At 58.7% G+C, this 13,950-nt stretch carries 15 protein-coding genes; 12 read left to right on the top strand and 3 right to left on the bottom strand.

The genetic code is table 11. The features are described 5' to 3' along the window. Nucleotides 1-44 precede the first annotated feature (44 nt). Together ABIE63_RS05645 and ABIE63_RS05640 are read left to right on the top strand one after the other, a co-directional pair. On the top strand, nucleotides 45-635 hold the full coding sequence (locus tag ABIE63_RS05645) for an XRE family transcriptional regulator (RefSeq protein WP_354503705.1): 591 nt from the start codon (nucleotides 45-47) through the stop codon (nucleotides 633-635). Nucleotides 636-688: 53 nt separating this feature from the next. Next, nucleotides 689-1,981 (top strand): FAD-dependent oxidoreductase, encoded by a 1,293-nt coding sequence (locus ABIE63_RS05640; RefSeq protein ID WP_354503496.1) that lies wholly within the window; start codon nucleotides 689-691, stop codon nucleotides 1,979-1,981. 111 nt (nucleotides 1,982-2,092) lie between these two features. Here ABIE63_RS05640 and ABIE63_RS05635 read toward each other — a convergent pair whose 3' ends face one another. Further along, complete coding sequence (locus tag ABIE63_RS05635) at nucleotides 2,093-2,914, bottom strand: SDR family NAD(P)-dependent oxidoreductase (RefSeq protein ID WP_354503495.1); 822 nt, start codon at nucleotides 2,912-2,914, stop codon at nucleotides 2,093-2,095. Between the two features lie 228 nt (nucleotides 2,915-3,142). Between ABIE63_RS05635 and ABIE63_RS05630 the strand changes: the two genes are divergently transcribed. From ABIE63_RS05630 to ABIE63_RS05605, 6 genes are all read left to right on the top strand, one after another. After that, complete coding sequence (locus ABIE63_RS05630; protein ID WP_354503494.1) at nucleotides 3,143-4,282, top strand: C4-dicarboxylate TRAP transporter substrate-binding protein; 1,140 nt, start codon at nucleotides 3,143-3,145, stop codon at nucleotides 4,280-4,282. Between the two features lie 92 nt (nucleotides 4,283-4,374). Beyond that, nucleotides 4,375-4,995, top strand: coding sequence for a TetR/AcrR family transcriptional regulator (locus ABIE63_RS05625; RefSeq protein ID WP_354503493.1), 621 nt, complete (start codon nucleotides 4,375-4,377; stop codon nucleotides 4,993-4,995). Nucleotides 4,996-4,997: 2 nt separating this feature from the next. Then, nucleotides 4,998-5,546, top strand: a complete 549-nt coding sequence (locus ABIE63_RS05620; RefSeq protein WP_354503492.1) for a TRAP transporter small permease — start codon at nucleotides 4,998-5,000, stop codon at nucleotides 5,544-5,546. 15 nt (nucleotides 5,547-5,561) lie between these two features. Further along, on the top strand, nucleotides 5,562-6,872 hold the full coding sequence (locus ABIE63_RS05615) for a TRAP transporter large permease subunit (RefSeq protein ID WP_354503491.1): 1,311 nt from the start codon (nucleotides 5,562-5,564) through the stop codon (nucleotides 6,870-6,872). Between the two features lie 27 nt (nucleotides 6,873-6,899). After that, nucleotides 6,900-8,129 (top strand): amidohydrolase family protein, encoded by a 1,230-nt coding sequence (locus ABIE63_RS05610; RefSeq protein WP_183414976.1) that lies wholly within the window; start codon nucleotides 6,900-6,902, stop codon nucleotides 8,127-8,129. Between the two features lie 33 nt (nucleotides 8,130-8,162). Further along, nucleotides 8,163-8,807, top strand: coding sequence for an isochorismatase family protein (locus tag ABIE63_RS05605; protein WP_354503490.1), 645 nt, complete (start codon nucleotides 8,163-8,165; stop codon nucleotides 8,805-8,807). A gap of 3 nt (nucleotides 8,808-8,810) precedes the next feature. Here ABIE63_RS05605 and ABIE63_RS05600 read toward each other — a convergent pair whose 3' ends face one another. Next, on the bottom strand, nucleotides 8,811-9,755 hold the full coding sequence (locus ABIE63_RS05600; RefSeq protein WP_354503489.1) for a LysR family transcriptional regulator: 945 nt from the start codon (nucleotides 9,753-9,755) through the stop codon (nucleotides 8,811-8,813). Nucleotides 9,756-9,883: 128 nt separating this feature from the next. Between ABIE63_RS05600 and ABIE63_RS05595 the strand changes: the two genes are divergently transcribed. The 4 genes from ABIE63_RS05595 to ABIE63_RS05580 all read left to right on the top strand — a co-directional run bounded on the left by ABIE63_RS05595 (nucleotide 9,884) and on the right by ABIE63_RS05580 (nucleotide 13,070). Beyond that, nucleotides 9,884-10,510 (top strand): pyridoxamine 5'-phosphate oxidase family protein, encoded by a 627-nt coding sequence (locus ABIE63_RS05595; RefSeq protein WP_354503488.1) that lies wholly within the window; start codon nucleotides 9,884-9,886, stop codon nucleotides 10,508-10,510. Nucleotides 10,511-10,595: 85 nt separating this feature from the next. Then, complete coding sequence (locus tag ABIE63_RS05590; RefSeq protein ID WP_354503487.1) at nucleotides 10,596-11,582, top strand: methyltransferase; 987 nt, start codon at nucleotides 10,596-10,598, stop codon at nucleotides 11,580-11,582. After that, nucleotides 11,542-12,009 carry an enolase C-terminal domain-like protein gene (locus tag ABIE63_RS05585; RefSeq protein ID WP_354503486.1) on the top strand — a complete coding sequence of 156 codons (468 nt, stop codon included), beginning with the start codon at nucleotides 11,542-11,544 and terminating at the stop codon, nucleotides 12,007-12,009. The genes ABIE63_RS05590 and ABIE63_RS05585 overlap by 41 nt, the downstream gene beginning before the upstream one ends. Nucleotides 12,010-12,038: 29 nt before the next feature. Beyond that, nucleotides 12,039-13,070 (top strand): proline racemase family protein, encoded by a 1,032-nt coding sequence (locus ABIE63_RS05580; RefSeq protein ID WP_183414971.1) that lies wholly within the window; start codon nucleotides 12,039-12,041, stop codon nucleotides 13,068-13,070. Here the strand turns inward: ABIE63_RS05580 and ABIE63_RS05575 are convergent. Continuing rightward, the gene (locus ABIE63_RS05575) at nucleotides 13,065-13,904 is read right to left on the bottom strand and encodes a hypothetical protein (RefSeq protein WP_354503485.1); all 840 of its coding nucleotides are present in this window, start codon (nucleotides 13,902-13,904) and stop codon (nucleotides 13,065-13,067) included. The genes ABIE63_RS05580 and ABIE63_RS05575 overlap by 6 nt on opposite strands. Nucleotides 13,905-13,950: the final 46 nt, after the last annotated feature.

The raw sequence follows: 13,950 nt of genomic DNA, 5'->3' as shown, positions 1-13,950 counted from the left end.
AAGCAAAACAACAATAATGAAGGGGAGTCATACCTTTGTCTTTGATGCAAAAGAGAACGCGCAAATCGGAAATTGACGGCTCGATTGGCCAGAAGCTGCGGTTGCGCCGCAAGGTCAGGGGACTATCGCTTGCGGTAGTGGCACAAAACAGCGGCGTCTCCATCGGCCAACTGAGCCATATAGAGCGCGGTATTTCAGCTCCTTCGCTTCATTCCCTCAAGCAGATCTGCGAAGCATTGGACATGCCAATGGGCTGGCTGTTCGATGGGAAGGAGGTCGACGAGAAGAACGACTCGGATTATATCGTCCGCACCGCTAATCGGCGCATTCTTGATCTGGGTGAAAAGGGTATGACCAAGGAGTTGATGACGCCTGACTCCTGCCCCGGAATACAGATGATGCTAATCATCATCCAGCCCCAAGGCGGCTCCGGCAAAGAGCCTTATAACAATCCAGACGGCGCGAAGTGTGGGACGGTTGTTTCCGGTACGCTGGGTTTGGAGATTGACGGCAAGCAGTTCGAGCTTATGCCTGGGGACGCATTTGCTTTTGATGCCAGGCAGTTATGTCGCTTCTGGGCAATCGGTGAAGAGGTTTGCCAAGTGATCTGGACTGTGACTCCTGCCGTCTACTGATGACCTCTGAGAGTAACCCAAGCAGCACACGCCCGAAACGGATGGCCTGACCAATGATTGAACGCGAGCGTCCTCTTCTTGCCAATTCCCTCTGGGAAGCGACCGCCAACCAAGTGCTGCCACGCCGGCATCTGGGAGAGTCCCTGACCGTCGATACAGCTATCGTTGGTGCAGGTTTTGCCGGCCTTTCTTGCGCCCTTCACTTAGCCGAGCGCGGGTTGAAGCCGGTGGTGATCGAAGCGCGGACCCCTGGATGGGGTGCTTCCGGCCGCAACGGCGGGCAAGTGATACCCGGACTCAAGGAAGACCCCGACACGATAGAAAAGCTCTACGGGCCGGAGATGGGCGGCCGGATGGTACGCATATCGGGCGAGGGGCCGTCCCTGGTTTTCGATCTGATCCGACGCTATGGCATCGAATGCGATCTACAGGACAACGGATGGATACAGGCGGCACACGATTCCAGTGCGCTTGATCTGTTGGCCCGCCGCGCCGAGCAGTGGCAACGTAGGGGTGCCAAGATCGAGCACCTATCCAAATCCGAGACTGCACGGTTGATCGGCTCCGGAGCCTACGCCGGCGGCACGCTGGACAGAAGAGGCGGCTCCGTTCACCCGCTTAATTACGCGCTCGGACTAGCCGCCGCGGTCCGCAGTCTTGGGGTAGACATTTACAGCGACAGCCCCGCTGAAAGCCTCGAAAAGACCGGCCAGGGGTTCCTGATTAAAACTCCGCACGGCGAAGTGCGCGCCAAACAGGTGGCGCTTTGCACCAACGGCTATACCGACCACCTGTGGCCCGGCTTGGCGAAAACCGTAGTCCCATTCCGTTCCATACAGGTCGCAACCAAGCCGCTCTCCGAGAATGTCCGGCGGAGTATTTTCCCGGAAGGCCATGTCAGCAGCGACACGCGCAGACTCCTCAACTATTTCAGACTCGATGCGACAGGGCGCTTACTCATGGGCGGTCGAGGCGGCTTTACCGACGCTGGTCTAAGGTCCCGTTTCTCCGTGCTCAAGCATGTGACGCACCGCTTGTTCCCGCAAATCGGAGAGGTGGAGTGGGAACATGCCTGGGGCGGACTCGTTGCCATGACCCAGGACCATTTCCCGCATTTGAATGAGCCGGCGCCAGGCCTGCATGCTGCGCTGGGCTTCAACGGCCGGGGCGTGGCAATGGCCACCGCGCTCGGCAAGGTCCTGGCTGAACGCTTGGCTGGCAAGGCCGTCGAAGATCTGGATTTCCCGGTCACTCAGCCAAATCGAATTCCATTCTACGGTCTGCGAAAACCGGCCGTGACCTCGCTGGTAGTTTGGTACGGACTGCGCGACCGTTTGGGATTCTAGGTCACGCCTCCAATCCACTATTGCAATCCCAACACCCTCTGCCGGGAGGGTGGGCGGCCCTGGGGTATTAGGGCCGCCCTTTAATTCATGCTCCACGAAAAACCTGTGGGGTCACGGTGCAAGCACGCCCGAGAAAAGGCGCCAGCCGCCGTGCTCAGCCAGGTAAGTCTGAGAAGCCGGGTCCGTGATCGAGAGACCACCGTCAACCACCAACGTTGTCCCGGTGATGAAGGAAGCATCTTCCGAGGCCAGAAACAAAGTGGCGCAGGCTATCTCATCGGGCTGCCCCATCCGGCCGAAAAGCGACGCCTGCCGTTCCCACGCCGCGGATTTGCCTTCCTCGGCGGTTTCAAATGTCTTGATCCATCCCGGCGAGACCGCGTTGACACGCACGCCCTTAGGCGCCCCCTCTACCGCCAGACTTCGGGTCAAGGCTTCCAATGCCGCCTTGGCTACGCCGTAATGCCCCCATGTACCGTGCAGGCTGGCGGTCGAGGTGATGTTTATAATCGCGCCAGACCCTCGCTTTACTGCCGACTGCGCCAGATAGGGCAGGGCGCTTGTTGCAACGAAGTAAGCTACATCAAGGTTGGACTTGATCATCTTTTGGAACCGCGCGGTAGGCGGGTCGGTCTTCTCAACGCCCGCATGTCTGGCGCCTGCACCGACATTGTTCACTACTATGTCCAGGGCACCGGTCCAGGCTAGGCACTGTTCGACGAGGTCGCGCGCTTGCTTCTCCTCACGCACATCCGCCTGTATGAAGCATAAGCGGGGGTCGTCTCCGCAGTCTTTTAACAAGCCGAGTCCGCGTTCCCGGCTCCGCCCGCAAAAGGCCACGCTGGCGCCTTCCGCCAAAGCTTTTAGAACGATGGCGCGACCGATCCCGGCACTGCCTCCGGTGACGAGGATGGTCTTGTTCTTGAACCGCATAGTGCATTCTCCCGGTTTCGAAAGCTTGGCTCAGCCTGACGCCCCGATAGGAGGGATGCAACGCGGAGAGGTAACAATTTTAACTTACAGACAGTCTTGACTGTTTGTTTCTTACAAATTAGTTTTTCACTAACTATAAGAAATGTCCGCGGTCGCGACGGCTGAAGAACGACATTTTGGGCCGAAGCGACTTTCCCAGGTTCTCTGACCCCTACGGAGGCTATGTCTATGAAGAAACTAACGCTTATGATTGCCGGTGCGTGCGCGGCAATTTCCGCAGCCCTTGGCGGCGCACCCGCCACGGCGCAAACCGAGTTTATCGCCAATTCCTTTTATTCTGCCGAACACCCCCATTCCAAGTATGGCTACATCGAATGGGCGGAGATGGTAAAGGAGCTCTCCGGCGGATCGCTGGTGCCCGAGGTTTATACCGGTACGGTCCTGTTGGCGCCGCGCGCCAACCTTCAGGGCATCCGTGACAACGTTGTCCAGGTTGCCCACCACGCTGCGGTCTACACCCCCTCCGAGCTTCCGGTTGCCAACGCGGTTCAGGAACTTGGGTTCAACTACTCTGACGCTCTGGTGGCGATTTTCGCCGTGACGGATTTCAGCGTACACAACGCCACGCAGCTCCAGGAGTGGAAGGACAAGGGCGTCGTCTACCTCGGCTCATACGCCACGCCTCCATACATTCTCTTCTGCCGGGAACCGATCCGTAATCTCGCAGAGATTAAGGGCAAGCGTATCCGCACCGCCGGTTCGACCGTGTCGTTGTGGGTTGAGGAAGTTGGCGGAATTCCCGTCAACGTACCCTCCAGCGAGATGTACACTGGCCTGGAGCGCGGCACGCTGGATTGTGCGTCTAATGCCGGCAACGACCTGATCGACCGGTCTTTGTGGGAAGTCGCCAAGTACACGACGATCCTACCCACCGGCATGTACTGGTCCGGCCCACAGTGGGGTTACAATCCGGGCTTCTGGGCAAGCCTGAAGCCGGCCGACCGCCGCATTCTTATGGAAGCCACCGCCCGCGCCATGGCCCGCATGAACATCAACTATATCAAGCGCGCCGACAGCGCCCTTGAAGAAGGCAAAAGCAAGGGTAACACGATCTATCAGCCCGAAGCCGACCTGATGGCCTCTGTTGAAAGCTACCGCGAGAAAGCTCTTGGGCTGGTCTACAAGACTGCCGAAGAGAAGTACGGCCTGACGAACGGGAAGGAAGTCATCGACGATTTCCGCGCCGTTTATGCGAAGTGGGAGAAGCTGATCGCCAGCGTCGACCGCAATGACGAAGATGCCCTGACCGCTCTGGCGCTCAGTGAAATCTACGACACGCTGGACCCAGCCACCTACGGCGTTCAGTAATGGAAAGGGCAGACCGGAGCCTCTGTGGTACAATCTTGTTCCTTCAGGCATCCCGGTCTGCCCCTTCGCCTAATTAATCGTCTGGAGGTTCCATGCAGGTTCGACGCACACAGGCAGAGCGATCGCGCAAAACGCAGCGCAAAATTCTGGATGTGACGCTGACCTGCTTGCTGGAACAGGGTTTGCGGGACACTTCAACCGTCGACGTTGCCCGCCGGGCTGGCGTTTCCCGGGGCGCGTTGCTGCACCACTATCCGAGCAAGGACCTGCTTCTCAAGGAAGCGCTGAGGCACCTGCTGCACGATGAAATCCGCGAAGTCCGCCAGATGGCGGAGGGCGTGGACAGCGGTGAGATCGACTTCGATGCGTTTCTCGCAAATCTGTGGGACCGCTTCTCAGGTCCGATGTACATGATCACGCTGGAGTTCGTGACCGCTGCGCGCACCGACCCCGTAATCAAGGCGGCTCTTGTGCCCGTGGCGCTGGAATACAACGCCTCGCTCGACGAGATCTGGGAACAGCTGTTGCTTCGCTCGTCCAGCGAACCGCGCGACAGGCGACTGGCGCTGAACGCGACGCTCTGTTTTCTGCGCGGCATGGGCACACAATCGGTTTGGCGCGACGACGCACAGCTCTTTAATGACATGTTGGATTTCTGGAAACAGACGCTAGAAACCGCAGGCATCCTAAAAAGCAAAGATCAGAAAGGCTGACCATGGCCAGCGATCCACTGGACCTATCCGGTCACGACAACGACTACAGCGCCACTGACGGCTACCTTGAGCGCCTCTTCGAACGGCTGAACAAGGCCTTCCTTGTCGTGGGTTGCCTGTTCATGGCGATCATGATGCTGCACGTGAGCATCGACGTCGCGCTGCGTTTCTTATTCAACAGTTCCGTGATCGGCACACTGGAAACCGTCTCCTTCTACCACATGGTGATCGCCGTTTTCCTGCCGCTGGGTTATGTCGAATTGAAGGGCGAACATATTCGCGTCGATCTCTTCGTGCAGTTCCTTCCCAAATCCCTGCAGTTCGCACTGTATCTCTTTGCCTGCCTGCTCGGGTTGATCTACTTCGGAATGCTTGGATACCAAAGTTTCCTCGATGCCTGGCGGTCTACAGACCGTCTGGAAACCATCATGTCCAACTTCCTTTTCTACATCTGGCCGAGCCGGTGGGCCTTGCCTATCGGTTTTGCAGGAATCTGCCTCGCCATTCTCGCAAACCTGGTGCGGGCGCTCCGTCTGCGCCGTGCACTTTAGAGAGCCAGTCTCACCATGACTAATCTGGACATCGGCGTCGCAGGCATTGTCGTTACGCTTCTGCTCATAGCTCTGCGGGTGCCCATCGGGCTTACGCTTGGCCTCGTCTCCATCGTCGGCGTTGCGGCGATGACCTCGATACGCGTGTCCTGGGGTTTGATTTCGGCAACGCCGTTTGATTTCGTTGGGCAATGGGAGCTAACGGCAGCGCCAATGTTCCTCCTGATGGGTTACATCTGCTCCACAACGGATATGACCAAGGGTTTGTTCTCGGCGATGCGCCTGATGTTGGCGCGGCTTCCGGGCGGCCTCGCCGTATCCAGCGTCGCTGCCTGCGCGTTTTTTGCTGCGGCCTCCGGCTCCAGCGTCGCCACGGCGGCGGCTATGTCCCGTATTGCAGTCCCTGAAATGCTCGCCAACCGCTATGACAAAGGACTTGCAACCGGCACCATTGCCGCATCCGGCACCCTTGGGTCTTTGATTCCACCAAGCGTTTTGCTGATTCTCTACGGTGTCTATGCCCAGGTTTCCGTCGGTCAGCTTTTCATGGCCGGGTTCTTGCCGGGCATTGTGTCGGCGTTGCTTTACATGGCGATGATCGTTGTCCGCGTGCGCGCCAATCCGAGCCTTGCCGGCACCGTTCAGATCGAGGTGACCCGCGCTGAAAAAATCGCGGCCTTCAAGGATATCTGGCCTTTGCCGGTCCTTATCCTTTCCGTGTTGGGTGGCATTTTCACCGGTATCTTTTCCCCTACTGAGGCTGGCGCCATCGGTGCTTTCGTGGCGGCCGTCATCGCCTACAGCCGTGGAGCATTGACGCGCGAGGCCATCAAGAGCGCCCTGATCAATACCGCGAACAGCACCTCCAGCATCTTCATAATTCTCATCGGCTCTGTCTTTTTCACGCGCTTCCTTGCGCTCAGCGGCGTGCCGGTAGCCTTCTCCGAGTTGATCCTGGGGGTCAGCGATCAGATCTGGTGGATCCTACTGGCGGTCACGGTGATTTACGTGATCCTGGGCATGTTCATCGATTCGATCGGTTTGCTGCTTTTGACTTTGCCGCTGATCCTGCCGCTGGTGGACGGTGCCGGATTTGACCTTGTCTGGTTCGGAATCATTGTCATCAAGCTTCTCGAAATCGGGCTGGTTACGCCGCCAATCGGATTGAACGTTTACGTCATCAAGGGGGCGTTGGGGAACCTCGTCACCCTGCAAGAGGTCTTCAAGGGCGTGACCTGGTTCGTGGTCATGGACCTCGTTGCCCTGCTTCTCATCATCATTTTCCCAGCCATGTCGCTGTTCTTGCCAACGCTGGCTTACCGCTGACGCGCCTGCTTATTAGGGAGACTAAAAGTGACCACGACTATTTTCACCAATGCCAATGTTCTCGACACCCGCGCAGGCACGATCCTGCCGGACCACTCGGTTCTAGTCACCGACGGCAAGATCACCGAGGTATCCCAGACGCCCCTGAAGGCCGACGGCGCAAAAGTTATTGACATCAAGGGCCGCTATCTGATGCCGGGGCTTTGCGACGGCCACGTCCATGTGACCGCGATCACGCCGGACTTTCCGATGCTCAAGCGCCTGTCGCCCTTTTATGTAGCGGCGCGCAGCGGCGATTTACTTCGGGACATGCTGATGCGTGGCTTTACCACCGTGCGAGACGCGGGTGGTGCGGATTACGGCCTTTCGCGCGCGGTCGACGAGGACAAGCTGATCGGACCCCGCGTTCTCTTCTGCGGTCATGCTTTGTCACAAACCGGCGGCCATGGGGACATGCGCGGCGTCGGCGACCACGATTTGGACCAATGTTTCTGCTGTGCCGGACTTGGTCTCGTTTGCGACGGTATCCCGGAAGTCCGGCGTGCCGCACGTGACGAAATTCGCAAAGGCGCGACACACATCAAGATCATGGCCTCCGGTGGCGTGTCGTCGCCGACTGACCGGATCGACAGCACGCAGTTCGCACTGGATGAAATCGACGCCATTGTTGAAGAGGCCACCGCAGCCAATCTGCACGTCATGGCGCACGCCTATACCGCTAGGGCAATCAACCGCCTGCTGTCACGCGGTGTCAGGACCATCGAGCACGGCAACCTGATGGACGAGCAAAGCTGCGAGGCTTTCTTGAAGTATGGGGCCTTCCTGACCCCGACCCTGGCCACTTACAACGCGTTGGCCAGCGAAGGTGTTGAAGCGGGCATGGCGCCGGAGCTGCAAATGAAGGTCTACGACGTGCTTGATGCTGGCGCCCGCGCCCTGGAGATGGCCCAAAACGCCGGCGTGCGCATGATCTATGGTTCCGATCTGCTGGGCAGCATGCAACGCCACCAGCTCAACGAATTCAATCTTCGCAAGGATGTCGTCCCTGCCGCAGAGCTTATCCGTGCAGCAACCTGCACCGCCGCCGAAGCTTTCCTGCGCGACGGCGAGTTCGGCGTCGTCGAGCAGGGTGCACGCGCCGATCTTCTAGTGGTAGAGAGCAATCCACTAGAGGACGTGACGGTTCTAACCGAGCCGGAAAAGAACCTCACCGCCATCATGAAGGAAGGCAAGTTCTATAAGAACCTGCTGCCTTGAGAGTTTCTACACTGCCGGAATTAGGAGTAAGAAATGAGTAATGTAGAACCTATTGATTACCAGAAGCGCAGCTACGGCGCGATCGAAGTCGGCTTGGGTCATAAACCCGGAATTGTCGTCATCGACTATCAAAAAGCCTTCACGGAATCCCAGTACCGACTGGGCGGTGCCCCGATGGTTATGCGCGGCCTGGAGAACACCGCTCGCCTGCTGGAGGTCGCGCGGCGCAATAACGTTCCGATCGCAACCTGCTACACGGCCTACAAAAGCGAAAGGGACATGCCTTACTGGAAGGTCGGCGCAGTGCGCGAGGAGCTGATCCACGGCCATCCCTGCACGGAGCTGGACCCGATGATCTATCAGGAGGATTACGACGTCGTCGTCTGCAAGACCGGGCCGTCCATCTTCTTTCAGACGCCCGTCGTCCCCTTCTTCCTCAAGGAGCGCGTCGATACAGTGATTGTCACCGGCTGCATCACCAGCGGTTGCATCCGCGCATCGAGCATCGACAGCTTCCAATGGGGTTTCCGAACCATCGTGCCGGAGGACTGCGTCGGCGATCACGAAGAGCAGCCACACCTCGATAACCTGCGCGATCTGTCCCGTCGCTACGCGGACATCTCCAGCGCTGACGCCATGATCGAGTACATTGAGGAAACCGGCCGCAGAAATAACTGAGGATCAGCCGGGCGCTTCGGCGCCCGGTGTTTCTCCTTGTGGATCGACCGCCAACTCTTGCAGCCTCCGACTCAGTTTTGGTGCGGCAAAATCAATGAAGGCCCGAACCTTCGGCGCCACCAAGCGGTTATGGGGGTACACCAGGTGAACCGGAACCGGGGGCGGCGTGACCGGCTCCAGCACCGGCACAAGGGCACCGCTTCGAAGCTGCGCCGCGACCATGTAAGACAAAGCCACCGTTATCCCATCGCCAGCGGTGGCGGCGGCAATTGCAGTGGCTGCATCATTAATCTCCAAGCGCGGCTCAAACGATTGGTAAGCGACCCCGCCACGGTCAAGGTATCCCCACTTGCGATTTGCCACCAAGCCAGTGAATGCGATTATGGAATGAAGTTTCAGATCGCTGGGATTTTGTGGCCAGCCATGCCTATCCAGATACTTCGGACTTGCTACCAGCAAGCGCCTGACTTGACCGACACGCCTTGCAATAAGGCTCGAGTCAGAAAGTGGTCCGATACGCACGGCAACGTCGATACCTTCTTCAACCAAATTTACCGTTCTGTCGATCAGCAGTACGGAGAGGCTGACTTGAGGGTGCGCACCCAGAAATTCGGAGACGATCGGCGCCAGTGCCGTTCGACCGAATGTGAACGACGTGGTGACGGTTAGTCGCCCTTGGGGTGCGGCCATCTCCCCCAATGCCTCTTTCTCCGCAGCCTCGATGCCGGCAAGCACCGAGCGGGCGGTTTCCAGAAACCGCACGCCGGCCTCGGTCATGCTCAAGCTGCGGGTCGTCCGATTGAGCAGCCGCACACCAAGGCGCGCCTCGAGCGAAGCAACGGCACGCGTCACCGCAGGAGGAGAGATATGCAGACGCCGCCCCGCCGCGGCAAAACTGCCGACGTCGGCAATCGCGACCAAAACCTCCATTTCATGCACACGGTCCATCTTTATTCCTTTTAGCGAAATAAAGTATTTCATATTCCTTATATTATTTTATTTCACGTCGAATGCCATCTTCCTTTGTGCCGGTGATCAGTAGCCACCGATGATTCAACCACTATACGAGAGTCACCATGTCACACCGCTATGCAGACATCGCCTTCACGGAAACAATCAAGAAGGTGCAAGAGGCCCACGGTAGTCGGAAGAGTTACGCGCGCTTCGAAGTGATCGAAGAACCGGTGAACCAGGTACTTGGCCCCCGAGAGGCAGGGTTCATTGGTGAGCGCGATAGCTTTTACATGGCTTCGGTCAGCGAAACAGGCTGGCCCTACGTCCAGCATCGCGGCGGACCGCCGGGGTTTGTGCGTGTTCTGGATGAACGAACGATTGGTTTTGCCGACTTTCGCGGCAACCGGCAGTACATCAGCGTCGGCAACATGATGACGGATGACAGGGTATCGCTCTTCTTCATGGACTATGCCCATCGCACCCGCTTGAAGATACTGGGTCGTGCCCGCTTGGTGGACTTGGAGGAAAACACCATCCTCAATCGCCTGGAGCTTCCGGAGTACCGCGCCAAGGTAGAACGCGGTATCGTGATTCGCATCGAGGGCTTTGACTGGAACTGCCCGCAGCACATCACGCCGCGCTACTCCACCGCCGAATTTCAAGAGGCCATAATCCCGCTCAAGCAACGGATTGCCGAGTTGGAAGCCACCTTGACCGCAATGTCGGAGACCACAGCGAATCCCCCTTGAATTATCCGGCAATCGGAATATCTATGCGCTCCTGCGGGAACGCGGGCTGTCGCCCCGTCAGCATGTGATTCCGGATGGATTGCAAGTGACCTATGAACGAGCAGGGGCGGGACGGCGGCTTGACGTAGCCTTGGCGCTTCTTGATGACGGCGATGGCTCCGGCGCGGCGGAACTGGCCCGGGAGGCCGTTGCCTTGGCGCCGTCCTGGGCCGAAGCTTGGTTCGTACTGGGTGAGGCACTGGAGTTGGCCGGTGATAAAGATGCCGGTGTCGCAGCCTTCCGCAAATATCTTGAACACGACCCCAGCGACCGTCTGGGGTCGTCACCGCGACTGGCTTTGCTGGGCGCTGCGGATACGCCTGAGCGGCTCCCTCCAGCATACGTGCGGCAGCTTTTCGACCAGATAGCGCCCGCTTTCGAAACCCAACTCGTGGATCGTCTCGGCTACTGTGGACCGCGTTTGCTCTGGCAAACGCTCCAAGCCTTCAAGCAGAACCTTCCAGAGTGCCCCACAATCCTGGACCTTGGTTGCGGCACTGGCCTCGCCGGCGAGATATTTTCGGTGCTGGGCGGCGTCATGGACGGCCTGGATATATCACCCGGAATGCTTGCACAGGCGCGGGCGAAGGGCCTTTATCGCGCGCTTCAATCGGGCGACATCGCAACCCCACCGGATGATCTTTGTCTGCGTTACGATCTGCTTATCGCCGCGGACGTCTTCAACTATTTGGGCGATCTTGCTTCCACCTTCAGCAGTTGTGCCGGGCGGTTGAAACCGGGTGGTTTGCTGCTCTTCACCGTGGAAGCGGATTTGGAAACGCCCGACGACCTCCGATCCGCCTACAGCCTCGGCCCCGGTCAGCGCTTCCGCCACGATCCGATGGCCTTGCGCGCCTGGCTCTCAGGGAACGGATTTTCCCTTCTGGCTCAAGATCGCGCCACACTCCGCCGCGAAAAGGGCCTTCCCGTCGAAGCTTTGGTAATTCTGGCCCAGAAAGACCAACCGGCGGCGATCGGCCGCTCCACCGGCGGTGCAGCGCCCGCACCCTGGACGTTGCCCGGCGCCGGTTGAGGAGGGAAGTAGGCAAGCAACCAATCTGCCGTTTATCCTGGATGAAAACATCGATGAGATAGGCGCCTTGCAGCGCGCTCATGCCAACGGCGCGATGGATGCTATCAATCTCAAGATCTCCAAGGTGGGCGGCATTACCAAGGCCCGCCAGATAAGGGATCTTTGCGTTACTTTTGGCTTGCCGGTGACGATCGAAGATTCCTGGGGCGGCGATATCGTAACGGCTGCCATCTCCCATCTGGCACACTCGACGCCCGAGCGGTTTCGCCTCGCTGCCACCGATTTCACCTCTTATGTCTCGGTCACCAACGCCAAGGGCGCTCCCAAGCGCATAAACTGTAAGATGCGCGCCGGCGACGCTCCTGGTTTGCGGGTCGAGTTGCGTTATGATGTCCTCGGTCAGTCGCTTTTTCAGATTACCGGATGAGATCCGGCCGATCGGAGTAGGGGGAGTCGATGCGAAGCAGCCAGGTCATCCATATCGTCAGTTGCCACGCCGAAGGGGAGGTTGGCGACGTGATTGTCGGCGGCGTAGCCCCGCCGCCGGGTGAAACTCTCTGGGAGCAACGCAATTTCATCGCCAACGACCAACGCCTGCGCAATCTAGTGCTCAATGAACCGCGCGGCGGCGTCTTCAGGCACATCAATCTTCTAGTGCCGCCCAAGGACCCGCGCGCCCAGATGGGCTGGATCATCATGGAGCCGGAAGATACACCGCCCATGTCCGGATCAAATTCGATCTGTGTCGCCACCGTATTGCTCGACAGCGGAATACTGCCGATGAGCGAGCCGGAAACACGCATGATTCTAGAGGCACCCGGCGGCCTCGTTGAGGTTTTGGCGGAATGTCGCGACGGCAAAGCGCAGCGCATTACGGTCACCAACGTTGCTTCTTTCGCCGACAAAATCGACGCCAAACTGGAGGTCGAGGGGCTGGGAACCCTGAAGGTCGACACGGCTTATGGCGGGGACAGTTTTGTCATCGTCGATTCGGCTTCCTTGGGATTTGAGATTGCGCCTCACGAAGCACGTGATCTGGCGGCGGCGGGAATCAAGATCACCGAAGCCGCCAATCAACAGTTGGGCTTCACGCATCCCGTCAACCACGAGTGGGACCACATCTCCTTTTGCCAATTCGCCGGCCCCTTGGATCGAAAGGGCAAGCGGCTCAGCGGCGCCAATGCGGTGACGGTGCGCCCCGGCAAGATTGATCGCTCACCGACCGGCACCGGTTGTTCGGCCCGTATGGCGGTCCTCCATGCCAAGGGGCACATGACCTTGGATGATCATTATCAGGCACGCTCCATCATCGGTTCGGAGTTTCATTGCCGGATCGAACGAACGACCGAGATTGCCGGCCGGCCCGCTATCGTGCCCGTCATCAGCGGGCGGGCCTGGATCACGGGCACCCATCAGGTCATGTTGGACCCGGACGATCCCTGGCCGCAAGGCTACCGCCTTTCAGATACCTGGCCGAAACTGTCATGAGGCCGCAGGGCCCGCGGTAACCCGCGCACCATAGACCGTCTCGTTGACCTCTGGATCGCCAATGACCCCTGGTTCATTCTCGTAAACGAAAACGCCCATCAAGCGGCGCGTGTTCCCAGATACAGGCGATACGCGGTGCAACGAATTGCAGCCCCGAAATATACATAGAGCGCCCGGCTCACGGGAAACCCGGATGGCGTCCCCCGACCGCTTTCCCTGAAGGAAGCTGGCGACATAGGCGTGATTCTGGTCATCATCGCTTCGCGCGTTCGGGACGATCTCGAAGTCACCACCACCCTCGGGTGCCTGCAACATCAAGGTGACTGTAAAAGCATTGCAGGAATCGAAGTGCCAGGACGAGCGATCACCGTCATGGAAGCAAAGCGTGTTGACCGGCTGGTAGGGATCCTCGTTATCGAACAGCTCCTTGACCCCAACGATCTCCGCAATGAAAGCGCGGGTTTCATCCCAATGATACAAGGTTTTCAGAGGTGAATCGTCCGGCAGAAGATCGTAGGCGATCATTCGCGAACTGGCCTCCATGAAAATGTTGCGGGGATGGTCCGCGGGCAGGGCAGGGTCCGGTTGGCGCTGTAAATAGCAGTTGCGGCGCGAACTGATATGGTGCGCCTGCTCCTGGCGCTCCAGGGCATCCTCGACCGCTCGCTGGCGGGCTGTCGAAAGAATGAAGTTCGGCAGAACACAGTACTGCTGCGCCTCCAATTCGCGCCTGCATCGATCGATCACTGCGCGTCTTGTCGGGCTGTCCCGCTGGTCCAGCGGATAGGTGTCAAGATTAATGACCTTCTGGGGTTGAGTGAAATCGCCGCGCATTCTGAGCCATTCCTTTCCATCGCACTCGACGGCTGGACTCCGTCGT

The organism is Limibacillus sp. MBR-115 (assembly GCF_040549425.1).
GTDB classification, from domain to species: domain Bacteria; phylum Pseudomonadota; class Alphaproteobacteria; order Kiloniellales; family CECT-8803; genus Limibacillus; species Limibacillus halophilus.
This window is presented reverse-complemented; position numbering and strand designations above follow the sequence as displayed.

Coding starts and splice junctions, on each gene's coding strand:
- ABIE63_RS05645 (WP_354503705.1), top strand. CDS start 45: ATGCAAAAGAGAACGCGCAAATCGGAAATTGACGGCTCGATTGGCCAG.
- ABIE63_RS05640 (WP_354503496.1), top strand. CDS start 689: ATGATTGAACGCGAGCGTCCTCTTCTTGCCAATTCCCTCTGGGAAGCG.
- ABIE63_RS05635 (WP_354503495.1), bottom strand. CDS start 2,914: ATGCGGTTCAAGAACAAGACCATCCTCGTCACCGGAGGCAGTGCCGGG.
- ABIE63_RS05630 (WP_354503494.1), top strand. CDS start 3,143: ATGAAGAAACTAACGCTTATGATTGCCGGTGCGTGCGCGGCAATTTCC.
- ABIE63_RS05625 (WP_354503493.1), top strand. CDS start 4,375: ATGCAGGTTCGACGCACACAGGCAGAGCGATCGCGCAAAACGCAGCGC.
- ABIE63_RS05620 (WP_354503492.1), top strand. CDS start 4,998: ATGGCCAGCGATCCACTGGACCTATCCGGTCACGACAACGACTACAGC.
- ABIE63_RS05615 (WP_354503491.1), top strand. CDS start 5,562: ATGACTAATCTGGACATCGGCGTCGCAGGCATTGTCGTTACGCTTCTG.
- ABIE63_RS05605 (WP_354503490.1), top strand. CDS start 8,163: ATGAGTAATGTAGAACCTATTGATTACCAGAAGCGCAGCTACGGCGCG.
- ABIE63_RS05600 (WP_354503489.1), bottom strand. CDS start 9,755: ATGGACCGTGTGCATGAAATGGAGGTTTTGGTCGCGATTGCCGACGTC.
- ABIE63_RS05595 (WP_354503488.1), top strand. CDS start 9,884: ATGTCACACCGCTATGCAGACATCGCCTTCACGGAAACAATCAAGAAG.
- ABIE63_RS05580 (WP_183414971.1), top strand. CDS start 12,039: ATGCGAAGCAGCCAGGTCATCCATATCGTCAGTTGCCACGCCGAAGGG.
- ABIE63_RS05575 (WP_354503485.1), bottom strand. CDS start 13,904: ATGCGCGGCGATTTCACTCAACCCCAGAAGGTCATTAATCTTGACACC.